This window comes from Plantactinospora sp. WMMC1484, assembly GCF_049315195.1.
GTDB lineage: Bacteria > Actinomycetota > Actinomycetes > Mycobacteriales > Micromonosporaceae > Plantactinospora.
Genome location: NZ_CP186055.1, coordinates 7,336,301 through 7,355,069 on the forward strand (window position 1 = coordinate 7,336,301; position 18,769 = coordinate 7,355,069).

Consider the following 18,769-nt stretch of genomic DNA (forward strand, 5'->3'; position numbering starts at 1 on the left):
CGGGGACCGCCCAGCGGGCGGTCCCCGACACGGCGATCTCAGAGGTTGGTCTTCTCGGCGATGACGCGGATCTTGTCGATGGTGACCCGGTCGGCGACACCGCCGTAGACCCGGATCTCGTCGAGGTTGCCCGACAGGTACTCGGTGTCGGCGCCGTCGAGCGCGACGCGCCCGAACTGGAGGCTGGTCATCGCGGTCGGGGTGAACGGCTTGCCCAGCGCCGGCAGCTCGGTGGACTTGCCGTTCACCCAGAGGGCCAGCTCACGGGTGTATCCGTTGTAAACCAGCGCCAGGTGGTCACCCACCCCCACCCGGGAGGGGCTCTCGTCGGTGCTGATGCTCGCGAACTCGGCGCCGGTGCGGTCGTCGGTCGTGGCCGCCAGCTCCCATTCGCCGTCGTTGTTGGCCCGGACGACGATCGCCGTGTTGTTCGTCCCCTTGACCGAGAAGGCGGTCATGGGGTGTCCGACCGAGCTGCTGGTGAGCCGGACCCGCGTCGCGATCGTGAAGCTGCCCGTGGGGTCGACCAGCGCGGTGGAGGACTGTGCGTACTGCAACGAGCCCGGGATGCCCATCATCCGCAGGTGTCCGGCACCGACCATCCGACCGATCGGGGTCGGCGTGCGGACCAGGACGCTGTCGTGGCTGAGCAGCAGCGGACTGCCGCCCCCGACCTCTGGGCTCTGCTTGTTGGCCTGGTCGTTGACCTGCCAGTACGCCTTGCGGGACAGCACCTGCTTCTGCAGGCCCGTCGTGTCCTCGGCCACAATCGGCCGATCGAACACGGAGACCTCGGCCATGCCGCCCTTCCAGAAGTCGGAGTACCCGCCGCCCTTGTAGTAGTTGTGGCGGCCGAGCTGCAGGGCACCGCGGGCCCGGGTCAGCGAGCGCCGGTCCTTGACGACCGGCGCACCGGCGCCGACCTGGAGTGAGATCTTCCTGTTGGGGCCGTCGAAGATGGCCGTGACGAAGGTCCACTCCGTCGTGACCGTCCCCGCCGTCACCCTCCACTCACCCAGGTTGATGACATCGTTGGTGGGCATCCGGAAGAACCAGCTGCCCTGGTCGACGCCGAGGCTGAACCCCGGCTCGCCGGTGCCGTCCTGGCTCACCGCCACCTGGCGCCGGGTCACGTCGTCCACCCGGAACCACCCGGTGATGGCGAAGCTCTGCGAGATGTCGGCCAGCACCGACCTGTCGGTGGCCAGGTAGGCGTGGGGCGTGCCGTCGAAGATGGCGGCGCGGTCCCACGGACCGAAGTTGTTGGCGTCGGCGGCGAACGTGACTCCGCTGCCGACCCGCGCGTCGTTCGGTCCGGCCCGGTCGTTCGCCGTTGTCGAACCAGCGACGTCCGACATCGTCCACTGGGACACCGGGGGACGCTTGCCGACCCGGAAGGTACAGGTGACCGGCGCGCTGCTCCCCTTCGCCGCGTCGATCGCCTTGACGAACAGCTGCCGTGGCCCTTCCTTGTCCGGCGTCCAGTTGATCGTCACCGGCCCGCCGTTCGTGGCCGGCCTCACCTTGACCGTCGGGCCGCCGTCGAAGGTGTACTCGTATTCGGTGACGTCGGTGGAGGCCGAGTCGAAGGTGAAGCTGCCCTGCACGCCGATCGAGCCACGCCACTGGTCGTCGTCGAGGCAGTCGGGGGTGGTGTCGGTCGCGTCGAGCGGGAGGTACTCCGGCGAGTCGACGTCGGGCGGGCTCGGGCTGCTCTTGTCGTACCAGAACTGGCACGGATTGCGGGAGCCGTCGGTGCTCCACGGCCCCCAGCTCACCCCGTCGCTGGCCCGGACCTCCCACGAGACGAGAACGTTCTCCGGGATGTTGTCGGCCGCGACGATCTGATAGTTGAAGAGTGAACCACTGGCCTTCAGCCCCGTCACAATGCTGCGGGTCTGCAGGCTGCCGCCGGACGGCGTCCAGGTGATCTTGAATTCGGCCTTGATCTGCTCGGTGACCGAGGACGAGTGGTCCGGGTCGCGCAGGATGGCGTTGAGCCGTGGCAGGACCGGGACGTACGGCGCGGACGATCCGCCGTACACGCAACCGCCGCCGATGGACATGGTCAGGTCGGCCAGGTTTGCGATCAGCGGCGCCCGGTTGTAGCGGACGGAGAGGACGCCGTTGTCACAGAACCGCTTGGTGTGCGTGGAGTCGCTCTCGCTGACCGATCGCAGGCCGAGGGTCACGGTGCTCCACCCCCTGGCGACGGCCTGCTGGACGGCGGTCCTCGCGTTCCATTCGGTGTTCTGGTTCGTCGAGGTGCAGCTCGACTGGGTCCTGGTCGGGGAACTGGTGGCGAGGTGCGTCGCTCCGGACCAGCCGGAGCCGCCGGGCTGGTTGCTCCAGTTGGTGGAGGAGCTGATCCCGGCGGGCATCAGGTAGAGCGCGGCCGCCCGGGCGGTCGAGTTGTAGACGTGCTGCAGGGTCACCCGGAACGTGGCCTCCAGGATCGTCTTGCCCGAGTACGGCGTGGCGAGCCGGTAGAAGAGGCGCTTGACCTTCGAGTTGTTGCAGGAGTTGGGGCAGAGACCGATCCGCTCGTGCCGCTTGCCGTCGAACTTCCAGTACTCCTCGCTGGGATAGCCGCTGTCGACCATCGCCCAGGCGCTGTTGGTACTGCTCTGCCAGACCGGGTCCACGTACACCGGGTAGGTGGTCGCCGGGTTGGCCAGCATCGCGGCGTCCGGGGTCAGACGCAGCGTGCCCGACGCATAGTCGAGAACCACGCGGGCGATCCTGGAGTCCTCGCCGGGTCCCCGGGCGGAGGCGGCGTTCGGGTCCGGATCCGCAGCGCCGGTGGCCCGTCGTGGGGCGCCCGCGTCGCCGCCTTCCCCGCTGCCGCTGTCCCACATCGTCGGGGCGTCGGCCTCCATCACCGGATTACCGGTGGCCGGGTCGAGGGCAACCACGCCGCCTTCCTCGGTCTCCTCGATGTCGAGGCCGACACCGGTCACGCCGAGCCGGAGATCCTGCAGCTCGGGCAGGTTCGCCGCCTCGGGCGTCTTCAGCACCAGTACGTGCGAGAACCCCTCGACGGTCACGTTCGCCACCAGGTCGACGTCCGGCAGGACGTTCGGATAGGTGGCCTGGTCGCCGTCGATGGTGGGGATGGGCAGCGGCCCGTGCGGCCAGGTGAGCGTCATCACCCGGGAGTCCCGCTCGGCGACCATCAGCGGGACGTCGCCGCCGCCCGACAGCCGCATGTTGAGCAGGGCCGCCGCCAGCGTGATGGTGCCGTCGCCCTGGGCGACCAGCGTCGCGTCTGCCGGAACCCAGGTCTCGCCCTGGAGCACCCGGACCGCCTGGTTGTACTCGTTCGCGATCAGCGTGCCGTCCGGCTGGGCGAAGACGTCGCGGTACTCGCCCCGTTCGGAGAGCACCTCGACCGGCCGGCCGAGAGCGGCGGCCGCGAGGATCGCCTCGGCCTCGGTGTCCCGTACCGGATCGGTCTCCTCAGCGGCAGCGACCGGCGCCGGCTCGGGAGCGTCAACATAGGCAGTCCCGGCCAGCAGGCCGGCGAGGCTGAGCGTGAGGCCGAACGTGAAGAGCCGACCTCGTTTTTGCGTACGACGGGTCACCGTCAGGTCCTCCCCCGTTGAACTGTGCGAATCCATGTGCGCCATCAGCTGATCGCCGCCCCGAAAGCGCTGTGTCCGGTGGGGAGACCGCCCTGGCCCGGCTGCCAGGTAACGCTCGGAACCACGTTGCCGGCGACCAGGTCGGACCAGGTGAAGCCGTAGACGGCGTCGGTGCCGTACGGGGTGCCGACGTGGAGACGCTGCGACGTGGCCGCGAGCGAGGTGCCCAGCAGTTCCTGGGCCGCCGCCGACCCCGGCATGCCACCCGACACCCGGTGCAAGGTGATCGGGGTGCCGATCGGGTTGGCCAGGGCCGGGAAGACCCGGATCCGGCCCGAGTCGATGGCGCTGGTGCCGGCGTCCTCCCCGGGAACGCCGATCGCGATGAACATCGTCGAGTTGGTGCCCTCGCTGGCCGGTGCGGTGTTCACCACCGCGACCTTCTCGCCGAGATAGTCACCGTCCTCGGAGGAGTAGGTGATCTCCGGCAGCTCGGTCACGGTGTTTCCCGCCGTCACGTGGAAGCGGTGCACCAGGCCGGCGTCGGGCGCGGGCGTGTTCGTCGCCGCCACCGTGATGTCCTCCCCCGGAACGCCGACAACCACCAACGAGTCCGCCTGTCCGGCCGGGGAGCCGACCGGGCGGTACGGAGCGATCGAGATTGACTTGCCGAAGTTGTCGTCGGCCTCGGACACGTTGGAGATGCCCGCCACGTCCTGGGTCAGCCCGGCAGCCAGGGTGGGCAGACCGTCCGTCAACGTGTGGCTGAAAACGTTGACCGCTCCGGCGAACGCCTCGGCGCCGATGGCCTCGCCCGGCGAGCTGACCGCCCAGTGGTGCGTGGAGGCGGCCACCGCGAAGCCGGTGCGGTCGTCGATTTCCGCCGAGCCGGGGATCCCACCACCGCCCTGGTTGAGCGCGAGATTCAGGTTGCCGCGGAGGTAGTGGACGATCCCGGTGATCGGCCCGGTGGAGAGGCCCTCGCCGGGAACGCCGATGACCAGGTACGGCTCGCCGCTCGCGGTTCGGCTGCCGGCAACCGCATAGCCGAACCAGTCGAAGGCCTCCGCCGTGTCCGGAACGTTGGTGACGTCCTGGTGGTAGGAGATCGGTGGCCGCGCCTGCGCAAGGCCCGCCGGTGAGCCGAAGAGCAGGTAGACGGCACCGGCCTGGGTCTGGCTGTTGACGGTCTGGTTTGGCACGCCGACCGCGAGATCGGTGCAGCCGTCGTTGTTGGCGTCATAGGCGGAGATCGACGTGCCGAAGCGGTCACCCGGCTCCGCTGTCCCGGGTACGTTGGTCACGCCCTCGTGCAGGGTGTGCACGGTCGCGCTGCCGCCGTACGCCACGTTGATCCGGCCCGCGCGGATGGCGCCGCCGACAGTGGCCTCCGGGTCGGCGATCGCGATGTCGGCGACGCCGTCGCCGTTGAAGTCGCTGTCCGTGCCGCCGGTGCAACCGGTGATCGGCGTGACCGTGGTGTGGACCTGCATCTCGCAGAACGACGACCAGACGTCGCTGTTGGCGACGCCGTCCGCTGCCTTCACCCGCCAGCGGTAGATGCCGCCGTCGACGAAGGCGCCTGCCGGGACGGTCGCCGCCGCGGTGGCGCCGGACGCGACACCGCCGAAGCTCGCCGAGCCGATCGGCTTGTCGGCGTCCATCGCCCACCACTCGAAGGTGACAGTCATGGCGGTGCCGTCACCGTCCGAGACCGTGGCCTTGAACTGCGGGGTGAGCGTGTTCACCAGGGGGCGGCCGGAGCCGGCCACACAGCTCGTGGTCGGGACGGTCGAGCGGGCGGTCACCGTGGGCCACGAGTTGTACGTCACCGACGCCTTCGGGTCCTCCGCGGCACTCGCGCCGTCCCGGGACCGGAACTGCTTGAAACCCGAGGTGATCGTCTCGTCCGCCGCGCGGATGCCCATTCCGGCCCGGGTCTTGTTGGCCGTGGCGGCGCGCTGGAAGAAACTCCTGCCGTCGATGGTCGCCCACGCGTCACTGCAGTCGCTGGAGCCGTGCGTGGCGGTCGAGGTGGCTTCCTCGTGATCCCACGTCGGCTGGCTCGTGAACCTCGTCGTGGCGGTTGCCGTGCCCGTCGACCAGATCGTCCACCCGGTGGGGGTGCAGGTGTGTGACCAGAAGTTCCAGAACGAGACCGTCGCAGCGGTGATCTGCTTGCCGGCGAGAACCGTGGTGTCCCAGGTGAGGAACGAGCGGGTGAGGGTCGCCGGGGTGGTCGCCAAGAGCCCGATCTGCAGGTCGGGTTGCGCGCTCTGATCGGTGGTCACGGACTGCCGGACGTACGTGTCGAACGTCGTGGTCAGCGGGTTGACCGTCGGGTCGATAGTGACCGGAAAGACCGTGGCGCTGCTGTGCAGCCAGGTCGGATCCGGGGTCAGGGTGAGCTCGACGCCGCCGACCCGGTCCGCGACCTCGGTGCGGACGGGTTTCTGGCTGGCAGGGCTGCCGGCGAGGTCCCTACGGGCGTCCCACATCAGTGGTGCCGGGATGCGGGCGGTCTGCTCGCCGCTGCGGTCGGCCAGCGTGATGGCGCCGTCGGCGCTCCGCTCGGCGGTCGCCACGCCAGGACCGGAGAAGGGGAACGTGACCTTCTCGACCTGGGCCACGGCGGCGCGATTCTTGACCACCAGGAACTGTTCGAAGCCGAAGCGGGTCGCCTCCACCACGAGGTCGACGCCGGGCCGGGCGTCCACATAGGTGGCACGGTTGGCGTGGAGCATCGGTTTTGGCAGCGCTCCCGACCAGCCCATGGCGACCCGGTCGTCGTCGACGCCCACCGCCGCGAGTTCATGCCCGCCAACGCCCCGGGCGCCGGAGATCCGTAGGTCGTTCGGGTGCGCCACCGGCGCCACCGATCCGTCCGCCTGCGCCGTCAGGTTGAGATCGACGGACACCCAGTCGCCGCCCCGCCGGAACCGCTGCATGCCGGCGGCGATGTCCGCCCGGAACTGACCGTTGGGTAGTGCGTAGACCTCGGTCGTCTCCGAAGTGAGACTCTTGACCTGAACTGGCTTGCCGGTCTCGCGGGCGGTCCGCAACGACACCGCCTCGTCGGCCCGGCTCTGCACGCCACCCGTAACGCCGTCCGGTCCTGCGGCGAGATATCCCGCCGGCTCCCCCGGTACGCCCGACAACGCGACTGCCGTCAGTACGGCAACGCCCGCAGCCAGGCACGAACGGACGGTGGCCGTCACCCGACGTGCCACGAACCCTCCCCCGTGTGATTTCCAGTTGTGAGCAGGACTCTAGGGAGTGCCCGACTGAGAGCACAAGGGCAGTCACAAGCTGTCAGGACGGACTGCGGTGAACCGGACATCTCCCCGAGTCGCCATCACGTGGCGTGGCCTGCGGCTACTGGCCGACACGCCGAGAGGGCCCTACCTGGTACGCGAGATCACCCCCGACCACGACGAGCCGTAGCGCGGGTGGCGCCCGGCCAGCGTGCAGACGCGGCAGCGGGGCTCGCCGGCCGTGGCCGCCGAACCCTGCGCCTGCCGCCCGGAGATCGATGCGAAGTTCTCCGGGGCGATCATCTCCAGCGTGGATCGCTGCCGATCCTCCTCGGCGGCGAGGGCCGCCGCGATCTCCGGGGCGACGGTGGCGAGTTCCTGGTTGACCACATCGGCGTTGACCGGCACGGCCCAACTCGCCTCGATCGGTGCGGTGTGGGTGCTATCTGGCCTCCGTCGATGCCGGGACGGTCACGGCCTGGCCGGTCCGGACCGACTCGTAGTAGGCGTCGATGACCCGCTGCACGTGCAGTGCCGACGCGGCGGTGACCGTCGGCCGCAGTGCGGCCCCGTCGCGCAGCGCGGCGACGAAGTGTGCCGCCTCGTCGTCGTAGCTGGCCCTCGGTGTCACCGCCGAGCGCCAGCCGGTCAGGCCCGGCGGCGCGGCGACGGACTCCCATCCGGTCGGTCCGTCCTTCGCCGTCGTCACCAGTTCGTACCGGTCGGCGTACACGCTGAGCGTGCCGGTCGTGCCGTGGAACGAGTAGCGCAGCGGCGTCGGGCCGACCTGCCCCCACCGGGTGTCGATCGCGGCGAGCGCACCACCCGCGTGCCGCACGATCGCCGCGGTGTTGTCCTCGATCTCCGGTGGCACGTCCGGATCTACCGTGGCAGCGAAGCCGCTGATCCGCTCGACCGGGCCCAGATAGGCGACGAGGGTGGTCAGCAGATAGCCGGCCTGGTCCACGAAGGAGCCGCCGCCACCGCGCGACCGATCGGTGAGCCACGCGGCGAAGTCGTCCGACACCCCCGTCGCCCGGAGCCCGGCGTGACCGGCGAGACCCCGCGCGAACTGCACGGTGCCGAGCAGACCGTCCCGGACGAGCTGCCCGACCTCGTCGACGAGCGGGTCGAAGGCGGTGTGGAAGGCACACATCAACAGCCCGCCCGTACGCCGGACCGCCTCGGCGATGACCGCCGCCTGTTCGCCGGTGGCGGCGAGCGGCTTGTCCTGGTAGACGGCGACACCGCGTTGCAGCGCGGCGACCGCGATGCCGGGCTTGGCGGCATTCTCCGCACAGACCAGGACGGCGTCCAGCCGCTCGGCGGCCAGCATCGCTTCCGGGTCTTCGTACCCGACGACGCCCGGCACCGCCTCTCCGGCACGTTCCCGCAGTGCCGCCGTCTGCTCGGCCACGGCGACGACGTCCACTGCGGGCAGGCTCCGCAGCGAGCTGACCAGCGACCACACGTGGTCACTGGTCAGCCCCGCCACGCCGATCCGGATCGGGCGCGGGTCAGCCATGGATCAGCGCACCGTCCCGCACACCCCGGTCGAACTCGGCCGGCGTGAACGACGTCGTCAGCTCGATCGCCTGACCGGTCGTACTGGCCTCCTCCGCGGCGAGCATGATCTCCAGGGCGTGCCGGGCGACGTCGAGGGTCAGCTCGTTCGGCCGGGTCCCCCGGACCACGTCGACGAGATGCTCGACGATCAGCGCGCGCTTGAGGTTGTTGACGTGCTGCTGCGCGAACTGCAGGTCGCGGATGTCCACATCGAACCATCCCCGGGTGCCGTGCTCGTGGTCCACCCGGTAGAGCTCGAGCTGCTTGCCCTCGGGCTCGTTGAGGTTGCGCCACATGTTGAGCACACCCTCCCGGCCGAAGATCTCCATCCGCGGCGACTTGGCCGACCACACGTTGTAGGTGCCGTCGATGACGCAGAAGGTGGAGTCGCCGAAGTCGAGCAGTACCAGGTTGTTGTCGTTGGCGGTGACCGGAAACGTCAGCCCGCGCACCGGGCCGGACGGTACGGTCCGGGTCGCCTCCGTGATGCCGAAGAAGCCGAAGACCCGCTTCGCCGGCCGGTTCAGGATGCCGAGCACCTCGTGCATGCTGTACACACCGATGTCGAACATGGGGCCGGAGCCCTTCTGGTAGAACCAGCTCGGGTCGCTCGGCCAGGCGCCGGCGGCGGGGCCGGGGCCGGAACTCCGGTGCCGGACGAAGCAGAGCTGGCCGATGGTGTTCGCGGCCAGCAGCCGGCGCGCCTCCCGACGGGTCGGGTAGAGCATGTTCGGCGGTGCGCAGACCACGCTGAGCCCCTTGGCGTTGGCGGCCTCGGCCAGCGCGTCGGCCTCGTCGATGGTGACCGCGACCGGCTTCTCGGTGGTCAGGTGCTTGCCGGCCCGCAGGATCTTCAGCGACGTCTCGCCGTGCACCGGGATCGGGGTGAGGTTGACAACCGCGTCGAAGTCGCCGTAGTCCAGCATGTCGTCCAGGGTGGTGAAGGCCCTGGGGATGCCGAATCTCGCTGCGGCGTCCCTGGCCTTCTCCTCCACCGGGTCGGCGACCGCGGTCACCACCGCCTTGTCCGGGATGTGGTGCAGGTTGGGCAGGACGCCGTTCGGCTGGACCGCGATGTTTCCCGCACCGAGAACCGCAATCTTCATGGGATCCATCTAGTTCGACTTCCTCTCGTCGATGGTGGACAACGGTGCCGGCGGCGCTGCCGGCGCGGACGGGGTACCGAGCTTGGTGTCGTCCTGGTCGTAGACGAACTCGTCGGGGTCGACGCCCCGGGCGACCGCGACCCGCTGGGCGATCTCCTGGAGGCCGTAGCCGACCAGAAGCTGGCCGGCGAACGGGCCGAGCGCCGCGGAGTCGAGCAGCAGCGGTGGCAGCCCCGAGGCCGGGACGTGCACCGTCGTGCGTCCGCCGGAGATCGTCACCGACCAGCGCAGCACCGGTGCGGGCTCGGGTCCGGCGGCGAGCTGGTCGGCGACCCGATCCAGCCGGTCGCCACCGACGAGCACGGTGAGCCCGCCCGGAGCGGACTCCATCGGGCCGTGCAGGTAGCGGCGGGTTTCCAGCGCCCCGGCCCGGATCCGGCCGACCTCGCGGATCATCAGCGCGCCGTACTCGGCGGCCGCCAGCCAGTCCGGGTCGGCCACGACGTCCATCGCGGCCCAGCCGGCGGCATCCGACACCGTGCCGGCGGCATCCGACACCGTGCCGGCGGCATCCGTCACATCCGTCGCCGTGCCGGCGGCGTCCATCACCGTGCCGGCGAGCCGGTCGCCGAACGCGACCGCCGCGGCGGAGAGCGCGGCGACCTCCGCCGCCCAGCCGCGCCCCGGCGCACCGCCCGCGCACCAGTCGGCGAACATGTGGCCGGCCAACAGCAGCGCGGCGAAGCCGACCGTCGAGGCCCGGCTGTCGGCCAACCCGCCGAGGACCACCGCCTCCCCCGTCTCGGCCGCGAGCGGCGAGTCGGCGGCGTTGGTCAACGCCAGTCCCCGACCGGTCGGAAGCGCCTCGACCGTCGCGAGGAGTTCCGTGCTGCGGCCGCTCTGCGAGACCAGCAGCACCGGCCACCCGACCGTGGCAGCGAGCCCCGGCACGTCGCCGGGTGGCAGGCTCACCGCACCGACACCGTTGTGACGCAACCGGTCGGCGACCGCGTCGGCGACGGCCGCGCTCGCGCCGATCCCGGTGCAGATCCAGCCGCTGGCCGCCCGCCACGGCCCGGTGAGCCCGGTGAGCCGCGCCGGCAGGTCGCCGGCGACGCGGCCGAGCGGCGCGAACTGCCGGACCCGCCCGTCAGCGAACCGCATGACCATGCCGTACCCGTGACCGTGCTGGCCGCGTTCGACGGAGCCCGCCGGCCGGCGGGCGCGGAGCGGGACGACCGACGGCCTCCCGGGTCGTGCGCGCGCTCATCCCTTGACCGCCCCGACCGCCGCGCCGGTGGTGAGATAGCGGCGGATGAGCACGAAGAAGACCATCACCGGCAACGCGAAGATCGTGCTCGCGGTCATGATGCCGCCCCAGTCGGTGCCGTTCTGGCTGCTGAACTGCTGCAACGCGCCGGGGAGCGTCTTCATGGACTCCTGCTGCAGGAACGTCATGGCGAGCAGCAGTTCGTTCCACGAGGTGATGAACGCGAAGATGGCGCTCACCGCGACCCCGGGCAGGGCCAGCGGGAAGATGATGTGGACCAGTGCCTGGAACCTGTTGGCGCCGTCCACCAGCGCCGCCTCGTCCAACTCCTTCGGGATGCCGGCGAGGAAGCCCCGGATCAGCCAGACCGACAGCGCGAGTGACAGCGCGGCGTGCGCGATGATCACCCCGGCGTAGGTGTTCAGCAGACCGAGATTCCGGTACGCGGTGAAGAGCGGGATGACCACGACGATCGACGGCAGCATCTGCACCACGAGCAGCGCCACGGCGATCACCGACTTCGCCGGTACCGCGAACCGGGACAGCGCGTAGGCCGCCATCATCCCGAGGATCACCGAGCCGGCCGTGGCGCCGGACGCGATGATCACCGAGTTGAGCAGTTGCTGACCGATCGCCCCCTGCAGCAGGACGGAGTACCGCGACAGCGTCGGGTCCGTCGTCCAGAACTGCGGCGTGACGGTGAAGATCTCCGGCTCGGGTTTGATGGAGGTCAGGAACATCCAGTAGAACGGGAAGATACTGACCAGCCCGATCGCGATCGCCACCAGGCCGAGCAGGAACCGGCCCAGCGCCCGTCCGGCAAGCTGGACGCGCCGGCTCGGATACCTGTCCCGGGCGAAGAGAACGCTCATCCGGCGTCCTCCCGTTGCAACCTGACGTACAGGGCCGTGACGACCGCCAGCACGGCGAAGGTCGCGATCGCCAGCGTCGCCCCCATGCCGCCGTCGAGGAAGGCGAACGCCTCCAGGTAGGTCAGCAGCGACAGGATCTCGGTCGAGTGGTTGGGGCCACCGGGCGGCACCGTCATGACGAAGATGTGGTCGAACGCCTGGAACGCCTGGATGGTGGCGAGCACGAAGAGCACGACGATGACCGGTCGCATCACCGGCAGCTTGATCCGGAGCAGCACCTTGAACGCCGACGCCCCGTCGAGCCGGGCCGCCTCCACGAGGTCGCCGGGGACCGACTTCAGCGCGGCGAGGAGCGCGATGGTCAGAAACGGGATCTTGGCCCAGATGATCGCGACGGAGACCACGATCAGCGCCGACGTCCCGCTGTTGAACCAGCCGTAGCCGTCGAACCTCTCCAGACCGAGCGTGCTGAACAACCAGTTCACCACGCCGTACTGCGAGTCGAAGGCCCACTTCCAGAGGATCGCGGCCGAGACCCTCGGCATGGCCCACGGCAGCACGACGAGGATGGTCAGCAGTTTCATCCCGGGCAGCCCGGAGTTGAGCACCAGCGCGATGAGCAGCGAGGCGACCATCGAGCCGATGACCGTGACCGCGGTCAGGACCACGGTACGGACGAACGCGGCCTGGGTCTGGCCGTCGGTGAACATGTCGACGTAGTTCTGCAGTCCCACCCAGGCACCGGTACGCAGCCCTCTCCCCTCGTGCAGCGACAGCCATACCGTCTGCCCGAAGGGATATCCGATGACCAGCACGATCCCCAGCATCGTGGGGGCCATGAGCAGCCACGGGACGAGTCTGAGCTGCGCCCGGTGCCGGGACGCCACGTCTACGGTCACTTGCTGAACGCCTCGTTGATTTCGGTGTTCAGCTGCTCCATCACACTGTTGACGTCGGAGTTGCCGCCCATCAGGGCCTGCATGGCGTTGACGATCGCGCCGCTGCCCTCGACCTGACCCCAGCGCGGGTCCGCGGGCACGTAGCGGGTGTGCTTTGCCTGGTCACCGAAGGGCTTGAAGAGCGGGTCGGCGAACGAGCCGGACGTCTGCTCCTGCTCGATTCCGGCCAGGGACGCCGGCAGCATGCCGATGCCCTTGGTGTAGCCGATGACGTTGTCCGGCTCGGCCATGTGCCGCACCAGCGCCATCGCGTCGTCGAAGTCCGGGCAGTCCTTGAACACCACCAGGTTGCTGCCGCCGGCGAACGTGTCGTTGTTGCCGCCCGGACCGGTCGGCAGCTCCATGACGCCAACCTTGTCCTTCAGATCCGGGGCCTGGGCGAGCATCGACTTGAGCTGGAAGCTCGCGTAGATGCCCATCGCCACCTTGCCCAGGGCGAACGCCTTGGTGCCGTCGGCGGCGACCCAGTTGGCCGCGTCCGGTGGCGACAGCTTGTCGACGGTCAGCAGCGTGGCGTACCACTCGAACGCCGCCTTGGCCTGCGGCGAGTTCATCGTCGCCCGCCAGGTGTCACCCTCCTTGACCGCGATGTCGCCGCCCCAGTTCCAGACCAGCGGCACGAACTGCCAGATCTCGCCGCCCATGACGCCGAAGCCCGCGATGCCCTCGGCCTTGTTGTCGGCGTCGAGCTTCTTGGCGGCCGCCCTGACGTCCTCCCAGGTCTTCGGCACCTGCAGACCGCTCTTCTCCAGCAGGTCCTTGCGGTAGACGAAGGCGCGGTTGCCGACGTTGTAGGGATAGCCGTAGAGCTTGCCGTCCATGGTGGCGCTGTCCACCATGGATCCGACGTACTGCTGCTTGGCCTCGTCGAGGGCGAGGTCCACCTCGGCCAGCGCACCCATGCCCGCGAACTCGGGCGTCCAGGTGTTGCCGAGCTGCGCCACGCACGGCGGGGCGCCGCCGGCCACCGCGGTCACGTACTGCTGGTGTGTGTCGGCGCCGCCGACAAATCGCAGGTTGATTTTGACACCGTCATGCGACGACTCGAAGTCGGTCATCACCTTCTGAATCACCGGCTGTAGCTCGGTGCCCGGGTCGTTGAACCAGACATCGAGCGTGCTCTCGCCGGACGATCCGGACTGCCCGGAACATCCGACGACCGCACCCATCGCGCCGACCATCGCCGCCGCTATACCCCACTTCCACCTAGCCACGGGATCTCCTCCCTCACGTCACCGTCGAGGTCCTGACTATTGGAGTCGGTGCCAGTACTGCTATCTGCTTGCCTGGCTGCCAGACAAGTTCCCTCATCCTGGCCCTGACGTGGAAGTTCCGCAAGGGGGTCTGCCCAGCAGATCGTCATCGCGGGCACGCCGATCGCATCCTCGGCGCACCGATGCCTCGATCGTTCGTCCCATCGGCCGAGGCGCGCTGACCACCCCGCGTCGGCAGGGCGACGTTCGGGTCACGAGCCGGCGCGCTCCGCGCGCAGTGCCGCGTAGACCGCGTGGCGTGCCGGATCCGGCGTCGCGACAGTCGCCGCGCACACCGGATCGTGCACGACGGCCTCGCCGATCCCGGCGAACCCGAGCCGGGCCAACCCGACAAGTCCCAGATCGGTCTCGGCGGTGATGGTGAGCGGTCGCCCGAGCACGTCGGCCAGCAGCCCGGCGAAGCCGCCTGCGGAGGCACCCCCGCCGCAGAACAGCACCTCGTCCACCGGCCGGGCGGCGAGCACCCGGCCGACCTGGTCGGCAACCCAGACCGCGACACCGTCGACGACCGCACGCGCCAGATCGGCGCGGCCGGTCGCCAGCGACAGCCCGGTCAGGTCGCCCTCGCCGACGACCGCCTCGCGGCCGCCACCGGGTCGCGGCGCGCGGGGCACGAACCGCACGCCGTTGGCGCCGGGCGGCGCCGCCGCGGCGAGCGCGAACAGGCCGTCGACGTCACCGCGCGGGCCGGTGACGTCACCGCGCGGGCTGTGGAACTCACCGTGCGGGCTGTCGAACTCACCGCGCGGGCTGTCGAACTCACCGCGCGGGAACTCGAACTCACCGCGCGGGAACTCGAACTCACCGCGCGGGAAGTCGACGTCACCGCGCGCCGGCCCGAAGAGCCCGGCCGCCCAGTGCAGCACGGCGCCGCTGCCCACGGCGACCGCCAGGCAGCCGACGTCACGCAGCCCGGCCAACGCCGCCGGGTCGGCGAACCCGCCGTACGCCGCCGAGGTGCCGGCATAGAGCACACCGCGCCCGGGGAAGGCCGCCTGGGCGCCCAGGCAGACCGTCAGCCAGTCGCCGCTGCCGGTGACCACGGGCGTACCGGCGCGCAGGCCGGTCTCTGCCGCGGCGTCTACCGTCACCGTGCCGGCCACCGCCTCCGGCGCCAGCAGCGGCACGGGCTCCGCGCCGAGCCGGGCCAGCAGCGCGGCGCCGGCCGGCGTCTGGAGCCCGCTCGCCGGTTCCACCAACCCGGCGCCACCGGCGTCGTACGGGTCGCTGCCGAGCTCTCCGGTGAACCGGTACCGCAGATAGTCCTTGACCGGGATCGCGGCCCGCAGCCTGCCCTCACCGAGGTCGGCCCAGGCGGCGAGCCGGGCCAGCGCGGCCCGGCCGCCCGCCGAACCGGCGTCGAACTCCGCCTCGCGGGCGGCGCCGCGCCGGTCGCCGGGAAGCAGCACGGTCCCGGCACCGCCATCGGCGAACAGCGGTACGAGGGTGTGCATGAAGCTGGTGACGGCGACCACCCGTACTCCGGTCAGCTCCCCCAACCCGCCGACCGCCGCACGGACGCTGCGCCACCACTGTTCGGGTGCGCCGGTCACGCTGCCGTCACGACCGCGCCGGCTCGGCGTCGTGGCGCGGGCGCGGGCCAGCACCCGACCACGACTGTCCACAAGGGCTGCCTTGACCGAACTCGTGCCCTGGTCGACGACGAGTGCCGGCCCGGACCCACTGGTCATGCCCTGCCGCCACCAGGCGTGATCATCACCTTGACCGCCCCGGCGCCGCGATCGGCCAGCGTGCGGAAGCCGTCCGGCAGGCGGGCCAGCGGAAGGCTATGGGTGATCAGCGCCGCCGCGTCGACCGTCCCGGCGGCGAGCAGGTCGCGTGCGCGCCGGAAGTCGGGCACGCCGCCGAGGCAGGCGCCGTAACTGTTCGACCACCGCAGCGTCACCTCGCGCCGGTACGCCAGGTGCGGGTCGAGGCTCGGCGTGCCGGGATGGACGCCGAGCACCACCACCTCGCCGCCGGGCGTGACGAGACCCAGCGACTCGGTCAGCGAATCGCGGCTGCCGGCGGCGTCGAAGACCACCGGAAAGGTCCCGGCGGCCCCATCCCGGGCCCGCCGTCCGGCGGCGGTCGAGGTGTCCCAGACGGTACTGGCGGCACCCGCGCCGAGCGCGACGTCGAGCGTTGCCGCGCGGTGCCCGAGCAGGCTCACCGGATGCCCCGCGGCCCGGGCCACCTGGCCGAGTGTCTGGCCGATCGCCCCGCTGCCGAGCACCGCGACGGGTGCACCCGGCGGGAGCGCCACCAGGTGCAGGGCATGTACGCCGCAGGCGTAGCAGTCCAGCAGCGCCGCCTCGGCCAGCCCGACGTGGTCGGGGAGCGGGTGGAGCTGGCTGGCGGGCGCCACGTCGTACTCGGCGAACCCTCGGCTGTGCACGGGCACGCCGTGCCGCGTCCCCCGCTCGGCGCAGAGATAGCCACGGCCGGCCCGGCACAGCGCGCAGTGCCCGCAGCTGAGCAGGTGGATCGGCTCGACCGCGACCCGGTCGCCGACGGCGAAGCCGGCGACGGCGGCTCCCAGCGCGGCGATCCGCCCGCTCAGTTCGTGCCCGTCGCCGTCCGGGTGCGCCGGGTCGTGCTGCCACGGGCCGAGGCCACGGTAGGCGAGCAGGTCGCTGCCGCAGATGCCGGCCGCGACGACCTCGACCAGTACCTCGTCCGGCTCGACCGCCGGCACCGGCACCCGGGTGATCCGGATGTCGGTGCCGCCGTGGAACACCGCCGCCGCCATGGTCTGCCCGCTCGGATCGAAAGCGGCCTGCCCGGTCGGAACGGCAGCGCCGCCCTGCCCGGTCGGAACGGCAGCGGCCTGCCCGGTAGGGGCGGCGACCGGGTCGGTCACAGCGCCGCGTTGAGCTGCTTGACCGCGGCGTCCACCGAGGCACCGCCGTGCACGATCTCCACCAGCGCGGCGACCATGAGATCGGGCCGCTCGGCCTCGACGATGTTGCGGCCGAAGACGACGCCACGCGCACCGGCCGAGACGGCGTCGTGTGCCAACTGCAACGCGTCGCGCGGAGTGGGCTTGACCGGGCCGCCGAGCGCGAGCAGCGGCGCCGGGCACGTCGCCACCACCTCGGCGAACTCCTCGACCGTGCCGACGAACTGCGCCTTGACGAAGTCGGCCCCGGCCTCGGCCGAGATCCTGGCGCCGTTGGCGACGTTGGTCACGGTGTGCGCCTCGGTGGCCGCGAAGCTGACCGGGATCGGTTCGGCCATCAGCGGCATCCCCCACCGGTCCGCCTCCGCCGCCAGCTCCCGCAGTTCACCCAGCAGGGTCCGTTCCGGGTTGCCCGGGAAGACCTTCAGCTCCAACGCGTCGGCGCCGTACCGCACCGCCTGCTTTACGCCGTAGCCGGCTGACGGGATCTCACTGTCGAGCGCGAGGATCAGGCCACGCCCGCCCAACTCGCCGGCGGTCGCCCGGGCAAAGCCGATCCCGGCGAGGACGGCGTCGATACCCCCGTCGACGATCCGGCGGACCGCCGTCCGGGCGTCACCCAGGCCGGGCTTGACGCCGTACTTGAGACCGGCGTCAAGCGCCGCGACCACGGCTCTACCGTCGGGAGCGAAGACGTGGTGCATCCGGCGCCGCGGCCAGGCCGGCAGGTGCTCGGGGAAGGTGTGCGGACCCGGTAGGGGCCTGGCAGTCAGTGTCATGTGCTGTTCCCTCGATTGCGTGCTGTCCCTCGATTGCGTGCTGTCCCTCGATTGCGTGCTGTCCCTCGATCGGCCGGCCCGGCTCAGCCGGCGACCACGATCGACTTGAGGCCGGTCTGTGCCCGCGTCGTCTCGAACGCCTTCGTGATGTCGGCGAGGTCGAACCGATGGCTGACCAGCGGCGCGGTGTCGACCATGCCGAACCTCAGCAGCCGCAGGGCGGTGCTGAAGTCGTGCGGTGTGAAGTCGTGGCTCCCGTTGATCGAGACCTGGTCGTAGTGCGGGATGTCGGGGTTCACGGCGATGGTCCCCTTGGGATGGGTCCCGGCGAAGAGGTTGACCGTCGCGTTCTTCCCCGCCATAGTCAGCGCCGCCTGGATCACCGACGGGATGCCGACGGTCACGATGACCGCGTCCGGCCCGTACCCCTCGGTGAGTTCGCGGACCTCGGCGGCGCCGCCGTCGTCGTCGCCGGCCACCACGACATCGTGTGCGCCGCAGGTGCGGGCGACGTCGAGCCGGTCGGCCAGCCGGTCGAGCACGATCACCCTGGCCCCCCGACCGGCCGCGACCTGGGTGTGCAGCAGACCGATCGGACCCGCGCCGACGACGAGCACGTCGGCACCGAGCCCGACCGGGATGGTCCGGTGGGCGTTGAGCACGCAGGCGAGCGGCTCGCAGAAGCTCGCCGCCTCGAACGACACCTCGTCCGGCAGCCGGCGAAGCTGCCGTAGCGGCATCGTGGTGAGGTCGGCAAAGCCGGCGATCGGATACGAGACCACGTTCTGGCAGAAGTTGGCCGCGCCGCGCTCGCACTGCCGGCAGACGCCGCACACCCCGCGCCAGTCGACCGCCACCCGGTCGCCGACCCCCCACGGCCCCGCCGCACCGCCCGAGGACTCCGGCGTGCTGCCCGGGAACGCCGGCGAGCCGCCCGGGGAATCCGGCGCGTCGGCGCCGAGGGCGACGATGACGCCGGCGATCTCGTGGCCCGGCGTCCACGGCTCCCTGGTCGCCTTGACCCCGGTGTAACTGCGGATGTCACTCGGGCAGACCCCGGACGCGTGGATCCGCACCAGCGCCTCCCCGGCCTTCGGCCGCGGATCGGGGACCTCCTCGACCCGCAGGTCGCCAACTCCGTACAACCGCGCCGCTCTCACCCCATCGATTCCTTCCCTTGTCCGGCCCTTGTCCGGCCCCACC

Annotated in this window: 13 protein-coding genes; all 13 read right to left on the reverse strand. The window is 70.9% G+C overall.

Annotated features, from left to right (window positions below; all coding sequences use genetic code 11):
- Positions 1-38: 38 nt before the first annotated feature.
- The 13 genes from ACN28C_RS31520 to ACN28C_RS31580 all read right to left on the reverse strand — a co-directional run bounded on the left by ACN28C_RS31520 (position 39) and on the right by ACN28C_RS31580 (position 18,726).
- A complete protein-coding gene (locus ACN28C_RS31520; protein ID WP_422771122.1) occupies positions 39-3,584 on the reverse strand; it encodes a LamG-like jellyroll fold domain-containing protein in 3,546 nt (1,181 codons plus the stop codon).
- Between the two features lie 44 nt (positions 3,585-3,628).
- The gene (locus ACN28C_RS31525) at positions 3,629-6,802 is read right to left on the reverse strand and encodes a DNRLRE domain-containing protein (protein ID WP_422774881.1); all 3,174 of its coding nucleotides are present in this window, start codon (positions 6,800-6,802) and stop codon (positions 3,629-3,631) included.
- A 183-nt stretch (positions 6,803-6,985) separates the two neighbouring features.
- Positions 6,986-7,246 carry a hypothetical protein gene (locus tag ACN28C_RS31530; RefSeq protein ID WP_422771123.1) on the reverse strand — a complete coding sequence of 87 codons (261 nt, stop codon included), beginning with the start codon at positions 7,244-7,246 and terminating at the stop codon, positions 6,986-6,988.
- 34 nt (positions 7,247-7,280) lie between these two features.
- Positions 7,281-8,363, reverse strand: coding sequence for a Gfo/Idh/MocA family protein (locus tag ACN28C_RS31535; protein WP_422771124.1), 1,083 nt, complete (start codon positions 8,361-8,363; stop codon positions 7,281-7,283).
- Positions 8,356-9,510: a Gfo/Idh/MocA family protein gene (locus ACN28C_RS31540; RefSeq protein ID WP_422771125.1), complete on the reverse strand. Its 1,155-nt coding sequence runs from the start codon at positions 9,508-9,510 to the stop codon at positions 8,356-8,358. Before ACN28C_RS31540 ends, ACN28C_RS31535 begins: the two co-directional genes overlap by 8 nt.
- Before the next feature lie 9 nt (positions 9,511-9,519).
- On the reverse strand, positions 9,520-10,674 hold the full coding sequence (locus tag ACN28C_RS31545) for a hypothetical protein (protein WP_422771126.1): 1,155 nt from the start codon (positions 10,672-10,674) through the stop codon (positions 9,520-9,522).
- A 102-nt stretch (positions 10,675-10,776) separates the two neighbouring features.
- Positions 10,777-11,652 carry a carbohydrate ABC transporter permease gene (locus ACN28C_RS31550; protein WP_422771127.1) on the reverse strand — a complete coding sequence of 292 codons (876 nt, stop codon included), beginning with the start codon at positions 11,650-11,652 and terminating at the stop codon, positions 10,777-10,779.
- Positions 11,649-12,551, reverse strand: coding sequence for a carbohydrate ABC transporter permease (locus ACN28C_RS31555; protein WP_422771128.1), 903 nt, complete (start codon positions 12,549-12,551; stop codon positions 11,649-11,651). The genes ACN28C_RS31550 and ACN28C_RS31555 overlap by 4 nt, the downstream gene beginning before the upstream one ends.
- Positions 12,548-13,825: an extracellular solute-binding protein gene (locus tag ACN28C_RS31560; protein WP_422771129.1), complete on the reverse strand. Its 1,278-nt coding sequence runs from the start codon at positions 13,823-13,825 to the stop codon at positions 12,548-12,550. The genes ACN28C_RS31555 and ACN28C_RS31560 overlap by 4 nt, the downstream gene beginning before the upstream one ends.
- A 251-nt stretch (positions 13,826-14,076) precedes the next feature.
- On the reverse strand, positions 14,077-15,576 hold the full coding sequence (locus tag ACN28C_RS31565) for a xylulokinase (RefSeq protein WP_422771130.1): 1,500 nt from the start codon (positions 15,574-15,576) through the stop codon (positions 14,077-14,079).
- Positions 15,573-16,748, reverse strand: coding sequence for a zinc-dependent alcohol dehydrogenase (locus ACN28C_RS31570; RefSeq protein WP_422771131.1), 1,176 nt, complete (start codon positions 16,746-16,748; stop codon positions 15,573-15,575). The genes ACN28C_RS31565 and ACN28C_RS31570 overlap by 4 nt, the downstream gene beginning before the upstream one ends.
- Positions 16,745-17,566 (reverse strand): class I fructose-bisphosphate aldolase, encoded by an 822-nt coding sequence (locus ACN28C_RS31575; protein WP_422771132.1) that lies wholly within the window; start codon positions 17,564-17,566, stop codon positions 16,745-16,747. The genes ACN28C_RS31570 and ACN28C_RS31575 overlap by 4 nt, the downstream gene beginning before the upstream one ends.
- 83 nt (positions 17,567-17,649) lie before the next feature.
- Positions 17,650-18,726 carry a zinc-dependent alcohol dehydrogenase gene (locus ACN28C_RS31580; protein WP_422771133.1) on the reverse strand — a complete coding sequence of 359 codons (1,077 nt, stop codon included), beginning with the start codon at positions 18,724-18,726 and terminating at the stop codon, positions 17,650-17,652.
- Positions 18,727-18,769 lie beyond the last annotated feature (43 nt).